This is a genomic window from Phenylobacterium sp. RIFCSPHIGHO2_01_FULL_69_31 (assembly GCF_001824475.1).
In the GTDB taxonomy this organism is placed as follows: domain Bacteria; phylum Pseudomonadota; class Alphaproteobacteria; order Caulobacterales; family Caulobacteraceae; genus Phenylobacterium.
The window spans coordinates 289,226-306,560 of the sequence record NZ_MHXN01000014.1; the positions used below are offsets into that span (position 1 = coordinate 289,226).

18 protein-coding genes are annotated in these 17,335 nt (G+C 70.9%); 11 read left to right on the top strand and 7 right to left on the bottom strand.

Annotated elements, in window-relative coordinates; genetic code table 11:
• Positions 1-34 precede the first annotated feature (34 nt).
• Positions 35-793, top strand: a complete 759-nt coding sequence (locus tag A2790_RS10700) for a class I SAM-dependent methyltransferase (RefSeq protein ID WP_293391066.1) — start codon at positions 35-37, stop codon at positions 791-793.
• A 5-nt stretch (positions 794-798) separates the two neighbouring features.
• Positions 799-2,289: a 2-polyprenylphenol 6-hydroxylase gene (ubiB, locus tag A2790_RS10705; RefSeq protein WP_293391069.1), complete on the top strand. Its 1,491-nt coding sequence runs from the start codon at positions 799-801 to the stop codon at positions 2,287-2,289.
• Positions 2,290-2,522: 233 nt separating this feature from the next.
• Here the strand turns inward: ubiB and A2790_RS10710 are convergent, their stop codons facing one another.
• Positions 2,523-3,086: a hypothetical protein gene (locus A2790_RS10710; RefSeq protein ID WP_293391071.1), complete on the bottom strand. Its 564-nt coding sequence runs from the start codon at positions 3,084-3,086 to the stop codon at positions 2,523-2,525.
• A 113-nt stretch (positions 3,087-3,199) separates the two neighbouring features.
• Here A2790_RS10710 and coaBC point away from each other — a divergent pair, with 113 nt between their 5' ends.
• The 3 genes from coaBC to A2790_RS10725 are packed head-to-tail and all read left to right on the top strand — an operon-like array spanning position 3,200 to position 5,665.
• The gene (gene coaBC / locus A2790_RS10715) at positions 3,200-4,390 is read left to right on the top strand and encodes a bifunctional phosphopantothenoylcysteine decarboxylase/phosphopantothenate--cysteine ligase CoaBC (protein WP_293391073.1); all 1,191 of its coding nucleotides are present in this window, start codon (positions 3,200-3,202) and stop codon (positions 4,388-4,390) included.
• The gene (gene dut / locus A2790_RS10720) at positions 4,391-4,846 is read left to right on the top strand and encodes a dUTP diphosphatase (RefSeq protein ID WP_293391075.1); all 456 of its coding nucleotides are present in this window, start codon (positions 4,391-4,393) and stop codon (positions 4,844-4,846) included.
• Between the two features lie 42 nt (positions 4,847-4,888).
• The gene (locus A2790_RS10725; protein WP_293391077.1) at positions 4,889-5,665 is read left to right on the top strand and encodes an exodeoxyribonuclease III; all 777 of its coding nucleotides are present in this window, start codon (positions 4,889-4,891) and stop codon (positions 5,663-5,665) included.
• A 3-nt stretch (positions 5,666-5,668) separates the two neighbouring features.
• On the opposite strand, the gene A2790_RS10730 is transcribed toward A2790_RS10725, so the two are convergent.
• Genes A2790_RS10730 through A2790_RS10740 form a run of 3 tightly spaced genes read right to left on the bottom strand, consistent with a single transcriptional unit; the run spans position 5,669 to position 8,355 of the window.
• Positions 5,669-7,102 carry an amidase family protein gene (locus tag A2790_RS10730; protein ID WP_293391079.1) on the bottom strand — a complete coding sequence of 478 codons (1,434 nt, stop codon included), beginning with the start codon at positions 7,100-7,102 and terminating at the stop codon, positions 5,669-5,671.
• Between the two features lie 5 nt (positions 7,103-7,107).
• Positions 7,108-7,914, bottom strand: a complete 807-nt coding sequence (gene dapB, locus A2790_RS10735; protein ID WP_293391081.1) for a 4-hydroxy-tetrahydrodipicolinate reductase — start codon at positions 7,912-7,914, stop codon at positions 7,108-7,110.
• 48 nt (positions 7,915-7,962) lie between these two features.
• On the bottom strand, positions 7,963-8,355 hold the full coding sequence (locus A2790_RS10740; RefSeq protein ID WP_293391083.1) for a DUF2237 domain-containing protein: 393 nt from the start codon (positions 8,353-8,355) through the stop codon (positions 7,963-7,965).
• 60 nt (positions 8,356-8,415) lie between these two features.
• Here A2790_RS10740 and A2790_RS10745 point away from each other — a divergent pair, with 60 nt between their 5' ends.
• Together A2790_RS10745 and A2790_RS10750 are read left to right on the top strand one after the other, a co-directional pair.
• A complete protein-coding gene (locus tag A2790_RS10745; protein ID WP_293391085.1) occupies positions 8,416-9,285 on the top strand; it encodes a CoA ester lyase in 870 nt (289 codons plus the stop codon).
• On the top strand, positions 9,282-9,917 hold the full coding sequence (locus A2790_RS10750) for a hypothetical protein (RefSeq protein WP_293391087.1): 636 nt from the start codon (positions 9,282-9,284) through the stop codon (positions 9,915-9,917). Before A2790_RS10745 ends, A2790_RS10750 begins: the two co-directional genes overlap by 4 nt.
• 10 nt (positions 9,918-9,927) lie before the next feature.
• Here A2790_RS10750 and A2790_RS10755 read toward each other — a convergent pair whose 3' ends face one another.
• Entirely contained in the window at positions 9,928-10,368 is a 441-nt protein-coding gene (locus tag A2790_RS10755; protein ID WP_293391089.1) for an HIT family protein, read from the bottom strand.
• 58 nt (positions 10,369-10,426) lie between these two features.
• On the opposite strand from A2790_RS10755, the gene A2790_RS10760 reads away from it, so the two are divergent.
• Complete coding sequence (locus tag A2790_RS10760; protein WP_293391091.1) at positions 10,427-11,413, top strand: malate dehydrogenase; 987 nt, start codon at positions 10,427-10,429, stop codon at positions 11,411-11,413.
• Between the two features lie 117 nt (positions 11,414-11,530).
• On the opposite strand, the gene A2790_RS10765 is transcribed toward A2790_RS10760, so the two are convergent.
• Positions 11,531-12,142, bottom strand: a complete 612-nt coding sequence (locus A2790_RS10765; protein ID WP_293391093.1) for a glutathione binding-like protein — start codon at positions 12,140-12,142, stop codon at positions 11,531-11,533.
• Positions 12,143-12,217: 75 nt separating this feature from the next.
• Here A2790_RS10765 and A2790_RS10770 point away from each other — a divergent pair, with 75 nt between their 5' ends.
• The gene (locus A2790_RS10770; RefSeq protein WP_293391095.1) at positions 12,218-12,838 is read left to right on the top strand and encodes a TetR/AcrR family transcriptional regulator; all 621 of its coding nucleotides are present in this window, start codon (positions 12,218-12,220) and stop codon (positions 12,836-12,838) included.
• A 48-nt stretch (positions 12,839-12,886) separates the two neighbouring features.
• Here the strand turns inward: A2790_RS10770 and A2790_RS10775 are convergent, their stop codons facing one another.
• Complete coding sequence (locus A2790_RS10775; protein ID WP_293391098.1) at positions 12,887-13,390, bottom strand: hypothetical protein; 504 nt, start codon at positions 13,388-13,390, stop codon at positions 12,887-12,889.
• A 189-nt stretch (positions 13,391-13,579) separates the two neighbouring features.
• Here A2790_RS10775 and A2790_RS10780 point away from each other — a divergent pair, with 189 nt between their 5' ends.
• Positions 13,580-15,871 (top strand): NADP-dependent malic enzyme, encoded by a 2,292-nt coding sequence (locus tag A2790_RS10780; protein ID WP_293391101.1) that lies wholly within the window; start codon positions 13,580-13,582, stop codon positions 15,869-15,871.
• An 89-nt stretch (positions 15,872-15,960) separates the two neighbouring features.
• Entirely contained in the window at positions 15,961-17,274 is a 1,314-nt protein-coding gene (locus A2790_RS10785; RefSeq protein WP_293391104.1) for an Hsp70 family protein, read from the top strand.
• Positions 17,275-17,335 lie beyond the last annotated feature (61 nt).

Below are 17,335 nucleotides of genomic sequence, written 5' to 3' on the forward strand. Positions count from 1 at the left end.
GGCGCGCCAAGGCCCCACCCGCTAAAGACGCCGCATGACGGGACCTTCGGCCACCTTCGGCTTCCGCGACGTCGACGCCTCCGAGAAGGCGGGCCTCGTGCGCGGCGTCTTCGACCGCGTGGCGAAGCGCTACGACCTCATGAACGACCTGATGAGCGGGGGCGTGCACCGGCTCTGGAAGGACGCGGTGGCGGCGCGGCTCAATCCGCAGCCGGGCGAGGTCATCGTCGACTGCGCCGGCGGCACCGGCGACATGGCGCGGCGCTTCGCCAAGCTGGCCCGGCGGGCCCAGGAGCGGCGGGGCGGGGCGGACGCGAAGGTCTTCGTGGTCGACTACAACGCCGAGATGATCATGGCGGGCCGCGAAAAGGGCTCGCTGCCCGAGATGGCCTGGGCCGTGGGCGACGCGCAGCGGCTGCCGCTGCCGGAGGGCTGCGCCGACGCCTATGTGATCAGCTTCGGCATCCGCAACGTGACCGACATTCCCGCGGCGCTGCGCGAAGCCCGGCGCGTGCTGAAGCCGGGCGGGCGGTTCATCTGCCTGGAGTTCTCGCGGCCCACGACCGAGGCGCTGCGCGCCGCCTACGACGCCTATTCGTTCAAGGTGATCCCCGAGATCGGGGCCCGCGTGGCCAACGACCGCGAGAGCTACCAGTACCTCGTGGAGAGCATCCGGCGGTTCCCCGACCAGAAGGCGTTCGCCGCGATGATCGCGGAGGCGGGCTTCAGCCAGGTGGGCTGGACGAACTTCTCGGGCGGCGTGGCGGCCATGCACACCGGGCGGGCGATCTAGGCTCGATGGCCTCGCTGGGCGCCTATGGTCGGCTGTTCGGGGCCGGGTGGACACTGGTCCGCAACGACGCCCTGCTGCCGCGCGAGCTCGACGCCTTCTATTCCCCCGCGGTCCGGGTGCTGGCCGATACGCTTCGGCTGTTCGCCACCCGGCGCCAGGGACGCCCGGGGGAGCGGCTGGCGCGCTCGCTGGAGGGGCTGGGGCCCGTGGCGATCAAGCTGGGCCAGCTGCTGTCCACACGCGGCGACATCTTCGGACGCCAGTTCGCCGAGGACCTCGGGCATCTGAAGGACCGGCTGCCCCCGTTCCCGATGGCCGTGGCCCGGACCATCGTCGCGCAAGAGCTGGGCCGGCCGGTGGACGAGGTGTTCGCCCGTTTCGGCGAGCCGGTGGCGGCGGCCTCCCTCGCCCAGGCGCATGACGCGACACTCGCCGACGGCCGGCGGGTGGCGGTGAAGGTGCTGCGCCCGGGCATCGAGCGCCGCGTGGCGGCGGACTCGGCCGTCCTGGAGCTGGCCGCGCGCCTGCTGCAGCGCTGGGCCCCGCCGATCCGCCGGCTGGAGCCGGTGAAGTTCGCCGACACGGTGGTGCGGGCCACCGAGCTGGAGCTGGACCTGCGGCTCGAGGCGGCCGGCGCGGACGAGCTCGCCGAGGTCATGGCCAAGGATGGCTACATGTCCGCGCCGCGCGTTCTGTGGGAGGGGGTGGGCAAGCGCGTCCTCACCCTGGAATGGGCCGAGGGCCTTGCCCTGTCCGACGAGGCGGCGCTGAGCCAGCCGGGACTGGACCGCAAGGTGCTGGCCGACAACCTGACCCGCGCGTTCCTGGCCCAGGCGCTGGACCACGGCGTCTTCCATGCCGACCTGCACGAGGGGAACCTGTTCGCGGCGGCCCCGGCGCGGCTGCAGGCGGTGGACTTCGGCATCATGGGCCGGCTGGGCGCGGTCGAGCGGCGCTACCTGGCCGAGATCCTCTGGGGCTTCCTGCAGCGGGACTACCCGCGCGTGGCCCAGGTGCACTTCGACGCCGGCTATGTGCCGAGCCACCACAGCGTGGCGGCCTTCGCCCAGGCCCTGCGTGCGGTGGGCGAGCCGGTATTCGGCCAGCGCGCCAACGCCGTGGCCATGAGCCGGGTGCTGACCCAGCTCTTCGAGATCACCGCCCTCTACGACATGCACCTGCGGCCCGAGCTGGTGCTGCTGCAGAAGACCATGATGACGGTGGAGGGCGTGGCCCGGCGGATCGATCCCGAGCACGACATCTGGGCCGCCTCCGAGCCGGTCGTCCGCCGCTGGATCGCCCGGGAACTCTCGCCCGTCAGCCGGGTGAAGCAGTTCGCGGGCGAAGCCGAGACCGCGCTGCGCAACATCGCGCGGATGACCCAGCCCGTCGCCGTCGTCGAAGCCGAGCCGCCGAGGAGCAACGCCTTCCTCTGGTTCGCCCTGGGCGCGCTGGTCTCGGGCGTGGCGTTCCTGGCCGGGGGGTGGCTCGCGTAGAGCCTTCCCGCCGGCGAAGGCAGAGCCTCCACGTTTAGCGGCTGTGAGGAGTTGGCGGGGCGGCTTTCTGGCTGATCCTCTTCACCCATTGGGGAGGGGGACCATGCGGAGCATGGTGGAGGGGGCTTTGCCACGAGCTCGGCGGATGGGGCGTTTCCCCCTCCACCACCCTTCGGGCGGTCCCCCTCCCCCTACGGGTGAGGAGAAGGGATCGCCTCAGTCCCTGGCAGTCTTTAGGCCTCGTCGTCGTCGCGGGTGCGGCGGGAGGCCTGCCGGCGGGCCTCGCGGGCCTTCTGTTCTTCCCAGTAGGCCATGCCTTCGTCGGGCTTGAACATGGTGCGGGGCGCGCCCGCCTTGCTGGCGACGGCGAAGACATTGCCCTTGGGGTCGTAGAACAGCCTGTCACCGTTGTTGCGGGTGAGCGTCAGGGTCCCCTTGGGCGGGTTCGAGACGAAGCTGTGGGCCTTCTCCACGAACGCATCGACGTTGTCGGCGCCGAACGCGCGGCCGTTGCGGTCGAAGGCGCGCTGGGCGTTCTCCTGGGCGGAGTATCGGCGGCTGGCCGACCACATCGGCTTGCCATCGACCTCCGGGACCGGTTCGCGCCGGCGATCCTCGCGCTCGCCATCGCGGCTGCGGAAGCTGGCGTCCGCCCCGGCGTCGTCGGCGCTGGCGGCCATCTGGGTTCCGGCGGCCTGCTTCTGCGCCACGGCCGAGGGGCCATTGTCGCAGGCGGCGAGGATCAGGGTCGCGCCGGCCAGCAGCAGGGCCGCCTTTGCAATCGTCGATTTAGCCATCTCGTGTTCCGTCTTATGGTCGAGCTGGAACAAAGAATGAACACAAGCTGTGGCGTTTGTCGAGTCCCGCCGGATGACCTACATCGGAGCCCTCTTTGACGGGGTGTCGGGCCTTGGCCGAGCAACGGGTTCTCCTCATCGTCGGCGGCGGGATCGCGGCCTACAAGGCGCTGGAACTGACCCGGCTGCTGCGCAAGGCGGGCATCGCGGTGCGACCGATCCTGACCAAGGCGGGCCATGAGTTCGTCACGCCGCTGAGCCTTTCGGCCCTGAGCGAGGACAAGGTCTATTCCGAGCTCTTCAGCCTCACCGACGAGGCGGAGATGGGCCATATCGAGCTCAGCCGCTCGGCGGACCTGGTGGTGGTCGCGCCGGCCACCGCCGACCTGATGGCCAAGGCCGCCAACGGCCTCGCGGGCGACCTGGCCTCGACCACGATCCTGGCCACCGACAAGCCCGTGCTGATGGCGCCGGCGATGAACGTGCGGATGTGGGAACACGCGGCGACCCGCCGGAACTTCGAGCGGCTGAAGGCGGACGGCGTGCTGTTCGTGGGGCCCGACGAGGGCGCCATGGCCTGCGGCGAGTTCGGGCCGGGGCGGATGGCCGAGCCGCCGGCGATCCTCGCGGCGATCCTCACCGCGCTCGGCGGCGCGGCGGCGCGGCCGTTGGCGGGCCGGCGCGCGATCGTCACCGCGGGCCCGACGGCCGAGCCCATCGATCCGGTGCGGTTCCTCAGCAACCGCTCGTCCGGCAAGCAGGGCTACGCCATCGCCTCGGCCCTGGCGGCGCTGGGCGCGGAGGTGACGCTCGTCAGCGGGCCCACCGCCCTGACGGCTCCGCCCGGCGTAAAGCGGGTGAACATCGAGACGGCGCGCGAGATGCTGGCTGCGTGCGAGGCGGCGCTGCCCGCCGACATCGCTGTCTGCGTCGCGGCAGTGGCCGACTGGCGGCCCGAGGCGGTCGGGAGCGGCAAGATCAAGAAGGGCGCGGGCGGCCCGCCGGCCATCGCCCTCGTCGAGAACCCCGACATCCTGGCCACCCTGTCCAAGGCCGCCGCCCGGCCGAAGCTGGTGGTGGGCTTCGCCGCGGAGACGAACGACGTGGAGGCCTACGCCCAGGCCAAGCTTGAGCGAAAGGGCTGCGACTGGATCGTGGCCAACGACGTCAGCGTCGAGGGGACGATGGGCGGCGACCAGAACGCCGTGGCCATAGTCTCCAAGGGTGGAATCGAGCGATGGGACCGCATGGCCAAGGGCGAGGTCGCCCGCCGGCTCGCCGCCCGCATCGCCGAGGAATTCTGAGTGTCGCCCACCGTCCCGATCACCCGCCTGCCGCACGGCGAGGGCATCCCGCTGCCGGCCTATGAGACCTCGCAGGCGGCGGGCATGGACCTGCGCGCGGCGGTGCCCGAGGACGAGCCGGTGATCCTGCGCCCCGGCGACCGCCACGCAGTGCCGACGGGGCTGGCCTTTGCCCTGCCCGCGGGCTTCGAGGCCCAGGTGCGGCCGCGCTCGGGCCTGGCGTTGAAGTCGGGGATCACCTGCCTGAACAGCCCCGGCACGGTGGACGCCGACTATCGAGGCGAGGTGAAGGTCATCCTGATCAACCACGGCCCCGAGGCCTTCACGATCCGCCGGGGCGACCGCATCGCCCAGCTGGTGGTCGCCCCGGTGGTCCAGGCGACCTGGGCCGAGGTCGCCAGCCTGGACGAGACCGCGCGTGGCGCCGGCGGCTTCGGCTCCACCGGCTCCAGCTGACCGCAAGGAACAAGCTCCGCCTGCAGCGGTTCTCACCCCTGCGTGCGGATAGCCACCTACAATGTGAACGGCGTCAACGGCCGGCTGGACACCCTCCTGGCGTGGCTGGAGGAGACTCGGCCCGACGTCGTCTGCCTGCAGGAGCTGAAGGCGCCGGAGGAGAAGTTCCCCGCGGCCGCGCTGCGCCGGGCCGGCTATGAGGCCGTGTGGCATGGCCAGAGCCGCTGGAACGGCGTGGCCATCCTGGCCAGGGGACGCTTGCCCATCGAGACGCGGCGGGGCCTGCCCGGCGATCGGGGCGACATCCAGAGCCGCTATGTCGAGGCCGCCGTGAACGGGGTGCTGGTCGCCTCGCTCTACGCCCCGAACGGCAATCCGCAGCCGGGGCCGAAGTTCGAGTTCAAGAAGGCCTGGCTGGCCCGGCTGGAACAGCATGCCGAAGGCCTGCTCGCCACCGGCCAGCCGGTGGTGCTGGCCGGCGACTTCAACATCATCCCCGAGCCGCGGGACGTCTATGCGCCCGAGCGCTGGCTGGACGACGCCCTGTTCCACACCGAGGTGCGGGCGTCCTACGCGCGACTGCTGGCGCAGGGCTGGACCGACGCACTGCGGGCGCAGTTCCCGGACGAGACGATCTACACCTTCTGGAAGTACTGGCGCGGCGCCCTGGAGCGCGACGCCGGCCTTAGGATCGACCACCTGCTGCTGAGCCCTGGCGTCGCGTCGCGGCTAAGCGGCGCCGGCGTCGACCGGGCGTTTCGGGCCCGGGCCGGCGCCAGCGACCATGCGGCGGTGTGGGTGGAGCTGGCGGAGGGCTAAGGCTTACAGGGGCGGGGCGACGTAGCCGCGGATGTTCTCGTCGATGGCCTGGGCGATGGCGAGGGTGCGGGCGTCGCCCGCGTGGGGGCCGATGAGCTGGGCGCCCACGGGCAGGCCGCCGGCGGTGAACCCGACGGGTACGGCGGTGGCGGGCAGGCGCAGGGCCGTCGCCACCGAGATCCAGGTGAGCATTGCGTTGTAGGGCAGCGTCCGGCCGTCGGAGGTGGCGAGGGTGCGCCGCTGGAAGGCGCGCCGGTCGTGCGGGAAGGCGGCCACCGGGGCGATGGGCGCCAGGATCGCGTGCCAGCCTTCGAACGCGCCCGCGATCTCGGTGCGCAGGCGGGCCCGCACCGCATCGGCGGCCATCCACTCCGTGTGCCGGGCGGTGTAGGCCATGACCATGGCGGCGTTGGACAGCGGACCGGCTCGTTCGACCTGGCCGCGCGTCAGAAAGCGCATCCGCTCCATGCCGCGCAGCGTTTTTGGCGGCAGGTCCTCGCCCAGCACCCCGCCCAGCAGGGTCATGTAGGCGTGCAGCAGGGCGCGCATGTCGACCGGGCTGGGTATCGTCTCGACCTCGACGCCGGCCTCGCGCAGCTGATCGGCGAAGGCCTGGATCACGCCGCGCACCTCGGAATCGAGCGGACAGAGCGGGTCGTCGAGCCAGAGACCGATCCGGGTCTCCTTCAGGTAGGCGGGATCGGCCTTGGGCGCGCGGGGGCCGTTCTCGATGACGGACAGCAGCAGGCGCAGATCCCGGGCGGACCGCGCCATCGGGCCGATGACGTTCAGGTCGCGTTCGGCGTGGGAGCCGGGGCTGGGCGGGACGTGGCCGCGCTGGCTGACCAGTCCCCAGGTCGGCTTGTGGCTGAACACGCCGCAGAAGCTGGCGGGGACGCGCAGGGACCCGCCGATGTCGGACCCGATCTCCAGCGGCGTCACCCGCGCCGCCAGCGCCGCCGCCGCGCCGCCCGACGAGCCGCCGGGCGTCCGCTTGAGGTCCCAGGGATTGTTCGTGGCGCCATAGAGGGCGTTGGCGCTCTGCCAGTCGGCGGCCATGACGGGCACGTTGGTCTTGCCCCAGACGATCGCGCCGGCCCGCCGGGCATGGCCCACGGCGGCGGCGTCCTCGGTCATCCGGCGGCGCAGTTCGGGCAGGCCGGAGGACGCGGCCATGCCCGAGACGTCGAACGTGTCCTTCACCGTCATCGGCAGGCCGGCCAGCGGCCCCAGGGGTTCGCCGCGCGCGCGAGCGTCGTCGAGCGCCCGGGCGCGCTCCAGCGCCCGCTCCGGATCGGCGGCCACCACGGCGTTCAGGTCGCCGTGCGTCTGGGCGTGGCGGGCGAGAGCCGCCTTCAGCAGCTCCACCGCCGAGACGCGCTTGGAGGCCAGGGCGATGAGCTGGCTGGTGGCGTCCTGGTCGAGGAACTCACCCATCGCGGTCAGGCCTTCGCGAAACCCAGCACGTCCTGCATGTCGTAGAGTCCCGGCGGCCGGCCGGCGACCCAGCGGGCCGCGGCCACCGCGCCGCGGGCGAACAGTCCCCGGTCGCGGGCCGAATGGCTGAGGGTCAGGATCTCGTCGTCGGCGGCGAAGGTGACGCTGTGCTCGCCGACGATGCCGCCGCCGCGCAGCACCGAGAAGCCGATCTCGTTCACCGGCCGCTCGCCGGTGATGCCGTCGCGCGCGCGGCGGGCGACCTGCGAGAGGCTGACGCCGCGCCCCTTGGCCGCGGCCTCGCCCAGCATCAGGGCCGTACCCGACGGGGCGTCGACCTTGTGCCGGTGGTGGGCCTCGAAGATCTCGATGTCGTAGGTCTCGGCCGGCAGCGCCCGGGCCGCCTGGGCGACGAGGCCCATGAGCATGTTGAGGCCCAGCGAGTAGTTGCCGGCGAAGACGATGGGGATCTGTGTCGCGGCGCTGGCGATGGCCGCCCGCTGGTCGTCGGTGGCGCCCGTGGCGCCGATCACCAGGGCGACGCCGCGTTGGCCTGCCCGCTGCGCCAGGGCGGCGGAGGCGGCGGGGGTGGTGAAGTCGATGACGACGGCCGCGGCGGCCAGCGCCTCATCCGCTGTGACCAGACCCTGGCCCTCGGCCTCGGGACGGTCGAAACGGGCCACGAGATCGAGCGTCGGATCGGCCTGCACGGCGGCGGTCACCGCCTGGCCCATGCGGCCCAGCGCGCCGGCGACGGCGATCTTGATGGGGGCTGCGGACAGGACGGTCTCTCCAGGTTTCCGGCGGGCCAACGCTAGTTCCCGCGCGCCGCGCGCCGGGTCAATGGGCCGTGGAGATCGTCAAGCCTTGACCGCGTGGTCCTTGAGGACGCCCAGCGGCACGATGGCCAGGGTCTCCTCGTGGGTGCTCTCCAGGACCACCTGCGGGGCGGCGCCGGAATCCAGGGCTTCCTTCCAGCGCGGGGCGCACAGGCACCAGCGGTCGCCGGGCTTCAGTCCGGTGAAGCCGAGGTCGGGCCGGGGCGTGGACAGGTCGTTGCCCACGCTCCTGGAATAGCTGAGGAATTCGGCCGTCATCACGGCGCAGACCGTGTGCATGCCCACGTCGTGCGGGCCGGTCTCGCAGCAGCCATTGCGGAAGAACCCGGTCACCGGGTCCAGCGAACAGGGGACCAGTTCGCCGCCGAGGACGTTCCGGGCGCCGGCGTCGTAGCGGATCGGGCGCGTAGCCATGGGCACATCCTAAACGCTAGAACCTGCGTATCGCCAATGCGCGAAGGAGCCGCTGTCCACATGAACCGCATCGCCCGCCCCCGCCGCAGCGCGCTCTACCTGCCGGCGTCCAACGCGCGGGCGGTGGACAAGGCGCGCGCCCTGCCGTGCGACGTGGTGATCCTGGACCTGGAGGACGCGGTCGCGCCCGACGCCAAGGCGGAGGCCCGGGCCGGCGCGGTCGAGGCGGTGAAGGCCGGCGGCTTCGGGGGTCGCGAGGTGGTCATCCGCGTGAACGGCCTGGACACCCCCTGGGGCGAGGAAGACCTGGCGGCGGCGGTCGCGGCGCGGCCGGACGCCGTGCTGATCCCCAAGGTCTCGACGCCCGAGGACCTGTCCGCGGCGCGGGCGCGACTGGGCGAGGGCCTGCCGATCTGGGCGATGATCGAAACCTGCGCGGCGTTGTTCCGGCTGGACGCCCTCGGCGTGGAATCCGTGAACGTGGGCGTTGACGCCTGGGTGATCGGGTCGAACGACCTGGCCAAGGAGATGCGGTGCGTCCTCACTGTGGATCGCGAGCCGCTGGTGACGGCGTTGTCGTTGGCCCTGATGGCCGCCCGCGCGCACCGGCTGGCGATCCTGGACGGGGTGTTCAACGAGATCGCCGACGCCGAGGGTCTCGCGCGCCAGTGCGCCCAGTCGGCCGCCTTCGGTTTCGACGGCAAGACCCTGATCCATCCGACCCAGGTCGAGCCCGCCAATGCCGCCTTCACGCCCGATCCCGACGCCTTGGCCTGGGCCCGGACCGTCGTGAGCGCGTTCGAACAGCCGGAAAATGCCGGCCGGGGCGTACTGAAGGTCGAGGGGCGCATGGTGGAGCGGCTGCACTTCGCCGAGGCGAAGCGGCTGCTGTCGGTCGCCGAGGCGATCGCCGCGCGGGAAGCCGCATGAGGCGGGCCGCGGCGGGATTGGCCCTCGGCCTGGTGGTGCTGGCGGCGCCCGCGGCGCGATCGCAGCCCGCCCAGGATCCGATCGACGCGCTGCTGCGCCCGCTGCCCAAGGACGCCGACGTCGAGGAGGCGGAGGACACGTCCGTCTCGCCGAACGCGGAACAGGACCCGGGACTGCCGGCCGGCCCGCAACCCTACCGCCCCTATGTTCCGCCTCCGCACCCGACCCTGACCGCGCCCGTCTTCGTCCATGAGACCGGCAAGAATCCCGACGCGCCGGCGACGCCCACCGAAGCGGCCTACGACAGCCGGCTGCGTTCGTCGGCGGCGTCCGTGCAGGGCTTTCAAGGGCCGATGGACGGCGGCTGGACGCTCTCGGCGGGCGGACAGGCGCTGTATGCCCTGCAGCTCACCGACCGCAACGGGGCCGTGGAGGGCGCCTGGCGCGATCTGCGGCGAAGCGGGGCGCTGGACGCCTACGGCTTCTTCGACATCGTGGAGCGGACGGGCGGCCGGCTGACGTTCCGGTTCGCCGACGGGATCGTGGCGGAGCTGCATCCGCAGGGCGACCGCTGGTCCGGCGAGCTCGTCGAAGGCGGACGGCGCGAGACGGTGAGCCTGATCCGGCGCTAGCCAAAGGTGGTTACAGGCCCAGGGCCTCTTTCGCCGCGGCGATCGCCTGGACCAGGGCGTCCGGCGCATAGGCCTCCGCCGTCCCCACGCCCCAGACGGGGCCCGGCCAGGCGGGATCGTCAGCGCGGCGGCCGACGATATGGACGTGAAGCTGGGGTGTGACGTTGCCCAGCTGGCCGACGTTGAGCTTCTCGATGGGGCGCACGAGGGCGGCGCCCACGGCCCGGACCGCGGCCCCGGCGCGCACGATCTCTTCCATCAGGGCGGCGCGGTCGTTCGCGGACAGGTCCTCTAGTTCGCGCGCCCCCGCGATGCGCGGGATCAGGACGACCCAGGCATAGCGCGCGTCCGCCTGCAGGCGGACATGGCTGAGCGCGAGGTCGCCCAGCGCTTCGGAGGTCGGCGGGAAGGCGGGGTGCAGCTCGAACATCGCCGATAGCGCGTGCGGCATTGCAGCATGGGCGTCAACGGGCTACGGACCCGCCGACATTTCAACACGGAGCAGTATCATGGCGAAGAAGCCCATTCGCGTGGCGGTCACCGGCGCGGCCGGCAACATCGGTTACGCCCTGCTGTTCCGCATCGCCTCGGGCGAGATGCTGGGCAAGGACCAGCCGGTGATCCTGCAACTGCTGGAGATCCCGGTGGAAGGCCCCCAGAAGGCGCTGAAGGGCGTCGCCATGGAACTGGAAGACTGCGCCTTCCCGCTGCTGCAGGACATGGTGCTGACCGGCGACGCCGACGTGGCGTTCAAGGACGCCAACTGGTGCCTGCTGGTGGGCTCCAAGCCCCGAGGCCCCGGCATGGAGCGCGCCGACCTCCTGAAGGACAACGGCAAGATCTTCATCGCGCAGGGCCAGTCGATCGACAAGGTCGCCGCCGACGACGCCCGCATCGCGGTGGTGGGCAACCCCTGCAACACCAACGTGATGATCGCCGCCAGCCAGGCCAAGCGCCTGACCGCCGACCGCTTCACCGCCATGGTGCGCCTGGACGAGAACCGCGGCCGCGCCCAGCTGGCCAAGAAGGCCGGCGTGTCGATCAACGAGGTCAGCGACCTGTTCATCTACGGCAACCACAGCCCGACGATGTTCGCCGACTTCACCCACGCCAAGATCGGCGGCAAGGCGGTCACCGACGTGATCACCGACCGTGCCTGGCTCGAGACCGAATACCTGCCGACGGTGGGCAAGCGCGGGGCGGCGATCATCGACGCCCGCGGCCAGTCCTCGGCGGCGTCGGCGGCCAACGCCCTGATCGACCACGTCCGCGACCTGTCGACCCCGGGCGCGATCCACTCGGTGGCGGTGTCCAGCGAGGGCCGCTACGGCTTCGCCGAGGGCGTCTGGGCCGGCATGCCGGTGAAGACCACCGCGCCGGGCGCCTATGAGGTGATCATGTCCTACGAGATGGACGACTTCGCCAAGTCGAAGATCAAGATCACCAACGACGAGCTGATCGGCGAGCGCGACACCGTCAAGGACATGATCGGCTAAGCCGCAGGCCTTAAACCGCAGAAAATGCGGAAGAACGCAGAAGGTCGGGCGACCACCCTTCTGCGCATTCTGCGCCTTCTGCGGTTCGCTTAAGGGCGGCGCGATGCGCCGCCTTTTTCATGCTGGCTGGAAGAGGGCGAATTCTTCCTGCATCGCCTTGCCCACGGCCGGTCGGCCCGCGAGCCGCTGCTGGTAGGCCTGGAGGGCCGGGTAGGGCGAGAAGTCCAGCTTCACGGCCATGTTCCAGTTGAGCACCGCGGCCAGATAGGCGTCGGCGACGCTGAAGTCGTCCAGCAGCCATTCGCGTCCGGTCAGGTGCTGGTTCAAATAGGCCAGGCGCGAGGCCGCGTCCTCTTTCGCCTTCGCCTTGCCGTCCGCCGGCCAGGTGGGGCTGAGCAGCGGCGTGAACACCGTCTTGTGCAGCTCCGAGCCGATGAAGCTCAGCCATTGCTGGAGCTGGTAGCGGGCGAAGCCCGAGGGGGCGAGGCCCGCCTCGGGTTTCCGGTCGGCGAGGTACTGCAGGATCGCCGCGTTCTCGGTGAGCACGAGGCCGTCGTCCGTGCGGAGCGCGGGCACAAGGCCCTTGGGGTTGATCCGGCGATAGTCCTCGCCCGAGGCCGTGCGGCCGGCCTTGGTGTCGACCTTCTGGAAGGTGGCGTCCTGGCCGCTTTCGTACAGTGTGATGCGGCTGGCCAACGAGCAGGCGAGCGGCGAGAAATAGATGTCCATGGGATCCTCCCGAGGCGCTGGTTGATATTCGTACCGTTTCGCACAAAATAGCGGCGGTCAAGGATTCTTTGCGGAATGGTACAAAAAGAGGCGAAGCCCCGGGGCCGGCCGCGCTCGTTCGATCCGGACGAGGTGCTGGACCGCGCCCGCGCCGTGTTCTGGAACCTGGGCTACGCCGCCACCTCACTGGACGACCTGGCCGCCGCGACCGGCCTGAACCGGCCGAGCCTCTATGCGGCGTTCGGGGACAAGCACGCCCTCTACATGGCCGCGCTGGACCGCTCGCGGCGGGAGGCTGGCGCCGCGCTCTCGGCCGCGCTGGCGACGGAGATTCCGCTGCGCCAGATCCTTCAGGTGATCTTCGACCGGACTGTCGACATCTATCGCGCGGGCGAGGTCGGTCAGCGCGGCTGCTTCCTGATCGGCACCGCGGTCACCCAGGCCGTGGACGATCCGGCGGCGCGGGACCTGCTTTCCCGGTTCATCGCCGAGACGGATGCGGCCTTCACCGCCCGGTTCCAGCGCAGCGCGGCCGAGCTGGCGCCCGGGATTACGCCGGCCGTGGCGGGGCCCATGGCCAGCGCCACGTTCCACACCCTGGCCGTGCGGGCCCGAACGGGTGTCGGCGGCCCGGAGCTGAAGGCGATCGGGCGCGGGGCGGTGGCGCTGATCTGCGGGCCCGCGCCGCACGCATGAAAAAGGGCGGCCAGGCCGGCCGCCCTCGTTCAGGCTTCGCCGAAGAGACTACTTCTTCTTCAGCATGCCCTTGATCTCGGCCTGGGTGGCGTTGACCGTGGCCGCGCCGCCATCGACGGCGAGGCTGGAGGTGTCGACCGCGAAGGTGTCGGCGCCCATCTTGATGGTGGCGGTCTTCTTGCCGTCGGCGCCGGTCTTGACGTCCGAGACCTTGCCGATGGTCGCGCCGGTGTTGTCCTTCACGTCCATGCCGGTGGTGACGCTGACGTCCGCGCCGGACGCCGAGGCGCTGGCCGCGGCAGCGCCCGTGGCGCTCGTGCCCGTCGAGGTGGTGGCCGTGTCGTCAGCGGGCGGCGTTGCGGCCGTCGCGGGGGTCGCCGGCGTGGCCGACGAGACACCGGGTTCCGCGGGCGTCGCCGGGGTGGCCGGCGTGGCAGGCGTCGCGGCCGTGGAGGGCGGCGTCGCGGGATCGGCCTGCGTGCTCTGCGCCAGGGCCGGCGCGGAGGTCAGGGCGAGCGCCGCAGCGGCGGCGAAGGCAAGGCGTTTATTCATAGGCATGCATGCTCCCATATGCGCGCCCCCGCACCCGGCATCACACAACCCATAGCGCCGGTGATGGTTCCTCACGCTGAAGCTCCCCTTGCGTGACTCATGGCCGCGGGAAGCGTTGTCCGCCTGGGTCCGGGTCTATAGGTTGGCGCTTCTTTTCAGACAGAGCCCGGGGGACGGGGCAAAGCGCGCATGGATCAGGTCGAGAAACGCACCTTCACGGACGAGGAGGCGCTGAGCTTCCACCGCTACCCGACGCCCGGGAAGATCGGTGTCACGGCGACCAAGCCGATGAGCACCCAGCGGGACCTCAGCCTGGCCTACTCCCCGGGCGTGGCCGTGCCGGTGCTGGCGATCGCGAAGGATCCCGAGCTGGCCTACGAGTACACGTCCAAGGGCAACCTGGTAGCCGTGATCTCGAACGGCACGGCGATCCTCGGCCTGGGCAACCTGGGCGCGCTGGCCTCGAAGCCGGTGATGGAAGGCAAGGGCGTGCTCTTCAAGCGCTTCGCCGACGTGGACGCCATCGACGTGGAGATGAGCTGCACCGACCCCGACGAGATCATCACCGTGGTCAAGAACATCGGCGTCACCTACGGCGGCATCAACCTGGAAGACATCCGGTCCCCCGACTGCTTCCGGATCGAGACCGAGCTGCAGGAACTGCTCGACATCCCGGTCTTCCACGACGACCAGCACGGCACCGCCATCATCTGCTCGGCGGGCCTGATCAACGCCTGCGAGATCACCGGCCGCAAGCTGTCGGAAGTGAAGGTCGTGCTGAACGGCCCCGGCGCGGCGGGCATCGCCACCCTGGGCCTGATCAAGGCGATGGGCGTGAAGCCGGAGAACGTCATCGCCGTCGACCGCAAGGGCGTGCTGTACCGCGGCCGCCAGGACGACATGAACCAATGGAAGTCCGCCCACGCGGTCGAGACCGACAAGCGGACCCTGGCCGAAGCGCTGGTCGGCGCGGACGTGTTCATCGGCGTCTCGGCCAAGGGGGCCCTGACCAAGGACCTGGTCGCAACCATGGCCCCGCGGCCGATCATCTTCGCCATGGCCAATCCGGACCCCGAGATCACCCCGGAGGAGGTCTACGAGGTTCGTCCCGACGCCATCGTGGCCACCGGGCGCAGCGACTATCCCAACCAGGTCAACAACGTGCTGGCCTTCCCCTACCTGTTCCGCGGGGCGCTGGACGTGCGCGCTCGGCAGATCAACATGGAGATGAAGATCGCCACGGCGAACGCCCTGGCGATGCTGGCGCGGGAAGACGTGCCGGACGAGGTGGCCGCGGCCTACCACGGCGCCCAGCTGAAGTTCGGGCCCGAGTACATCATCCCCACGCCCTTCGACCCGCGGCTGCTCGCCTACATCCCGCCGTTCGTCGCCCAGGCGGCCATGGACACCGGGGTGGCCCGCAAGCCCATCGCGGACATGGACGCCTACCGCGCCTCGCTGGCGCAGCGGATGGATCCCACCGCCGCCTTCCTGCAGAAGCTGCAGGGGGTGGTGCTGAGCGGGCCGCAGAAGACCATCGTCTTCGCCGAGGGCGAGGAGCAGAGCGTCATCCGCGCCGCCTACGCCTTCCAGACCCAGGGCCTGGGCAAGGCGATCCTGGTGGGCCGCGAAGAGCTGGTGCACGAGAACATGCGCGCGGCGGGCCTCGACCCGGCCGAGGCCAATATCGAGGTGCTGAACGCGCGGGTCTCGCACCACAACCAGGCCTCGGTGGACTACCTCTACGGGCGTCTGCAGCGCGAGGGCTACCTGCGCCGCGACGTCCAGCGCCTGATCAACCAGGACCGCAACAGCTTCGGCGCGGCCCTGGTCGCCCTGGGCCACGCCGACGGCATGGTCACCGGCGTGACCCGCAACTTCGACCAGGTGCTGGAAGAGGTGCTCAACGTCATCGACCCCGCGCCCGACGGCCGGGTGATCGGGATGAGCGTGGTCATGGCCAAGGGCCACACCCTGTTCATCGCCGACACCAACGTCACCGAGATGCCGGTGGCGGAGGAGCTGGTGGAGATCGGGATCGAGGCCGCCCGCGCGGTCCGGACCCTGGGCTACGAGCCGCGCGTCGCCTTCATGAGCTATTCCACCTTCGGCAATCCGATGGGCGAGCGCTCGGAGCGGGTGCGCGACGCCGTCGCCATGCTGGACGAGATGGAGGGCATCGACTTCGAATATGAGGGCGAGATGCCGCCGGAGCTGGCGCTGGATCCGGAAAGCCGCGGCGCCTATCCGTTCATGCGGCTGACCGGCCCGGCCAATGTGCTGATCATGCCGGCGATCCACTCGGCCGCGATCTCGACCCAGCTGGTGAAGTCGCTGGGCGGGGCCGAGGTGCTGGGGCCGATCCTGCTGGGCCTGTCCAAGCCGGTGCAGATCTGCCCGCTGGGTGCGTCGGTGTCCAAGATCCTGAACATGGCCACCATGTGCGCCTACGACCGTCCGCTGGCGGAGCTGTCCGAATGATGCGGGGCCTCGCGCCGCTGTTCTGAGGTCGTGCGCCGAGCGGGGGGCGGGCGATCCGTCGTCCCTCCCCGGCACAAGGAGCACGGCCGATGAACGGTCGAAGTACGCCCTACAGTCTCGGCATCGATTTCGGGACCACCAACACCGTCCTGTCGCTGGCCGACGAGAGCGGCCCCGCGCGCCTGGTGCGGTTTCCGGCGCCCGAGGGCGAGCTGTTCGCCTTCCGCTCGTGCCTGTCGTTCTACGCGCCGCCGGACGCGCCCAGCGAGCGGTCGATCGCGGCCGGGCCCTGGGCGATCGAGGCCTATGTGGAGGATCCGGCCGAGACCCGGTTCATCCAGTCCTTCAAGAGCTTCGCGGCCCAGGAGAGCTTCACCGAGACCCAGATCCTGGGCCGGCGCTATCGGTTCGAAGACCTGCTCTCCACCTTCCTGCTGAAGGTCCGCGACTATGCTGGGGCGGAGCTCGGGGGGCTGCCGGAGCGGGTGATCGTGGGCCGGCCGGTGAAGTTCGTGGGCGGGTCTCCCAATGAGGGCCTCGCGCTCTCGCGGTACGAGACGGCCTTTCATCGGATGGGCGTGAAGGAGGTGCTCTATGCGTACGAGCCCGTGGGCGCCGCCTTCTTCTTCGCCCGCGAGCTGGACCACGACGCCACGGTGCTGGTCGGCGACTTCGGCGGCGGCACCTCGGACTTCTCGATCATCCGCTTCGAGCGTCAGGCCGGAGCCATGCGGGCCATTCCGCTGGGCCGGGCGGGCGTGGGTGTGGCGGGCGATGCGTTCGACTATCGGATCATCGACAACCTGGTTTCGCCCGAGCTGGGCAAGGGGTCGAGCTACACCTCCATGGGCAAGGTGCTGCCGACGCCCAACCGCTACTATGCCGCCTTCGCCCGCTGGGACCAGCTGGCGCTCATGCGGGCCAGCCGCGACATGCGCGAGATCCGCCGGCTCGAGCGCGACGCGGTGGAGCCGGAGAAAATCGCCCGGCTGATCGAGACCCTGGACGAGAACTACGGCTACCGGCTCTACCGCGCCGTCTCCCGGCTCAAGGAAGCGCTGTCGTCGCAGGAGGTCGCGGAGTTCCGGTTCGAGGCGGGCTCCATCAGCATCGTGCGCGAGGTGCCGCGCTCGACCTTCGAGGGGTGGATCGCGCCGGAGCTGGGCCAGATCGAGACCGCCGTGGATGCGGCGCTTGCCGACGCTGGCCTCACGCCGCAGGGAGTGGACCGGGTGTTCCTGACGGGCGGGTCCTCCCTGGTGCCGGCCGTGCGGGCGATCTTCCATCGCCGGTTCGAAGCCGGGCGGATCGAGACGGGCGCGGAGCTGGAGTCCATCGCCGCCGGACTCGCGCTAATGGCGAGAGAATCCGATTCGAGCCGCTGGACTTCGCGCGTGGGGTGAATTCCTGCGTGGGAAGTCGCTCATAACCCGCTGACTCCCCGAAAGTTTCGTCACAGTTTTA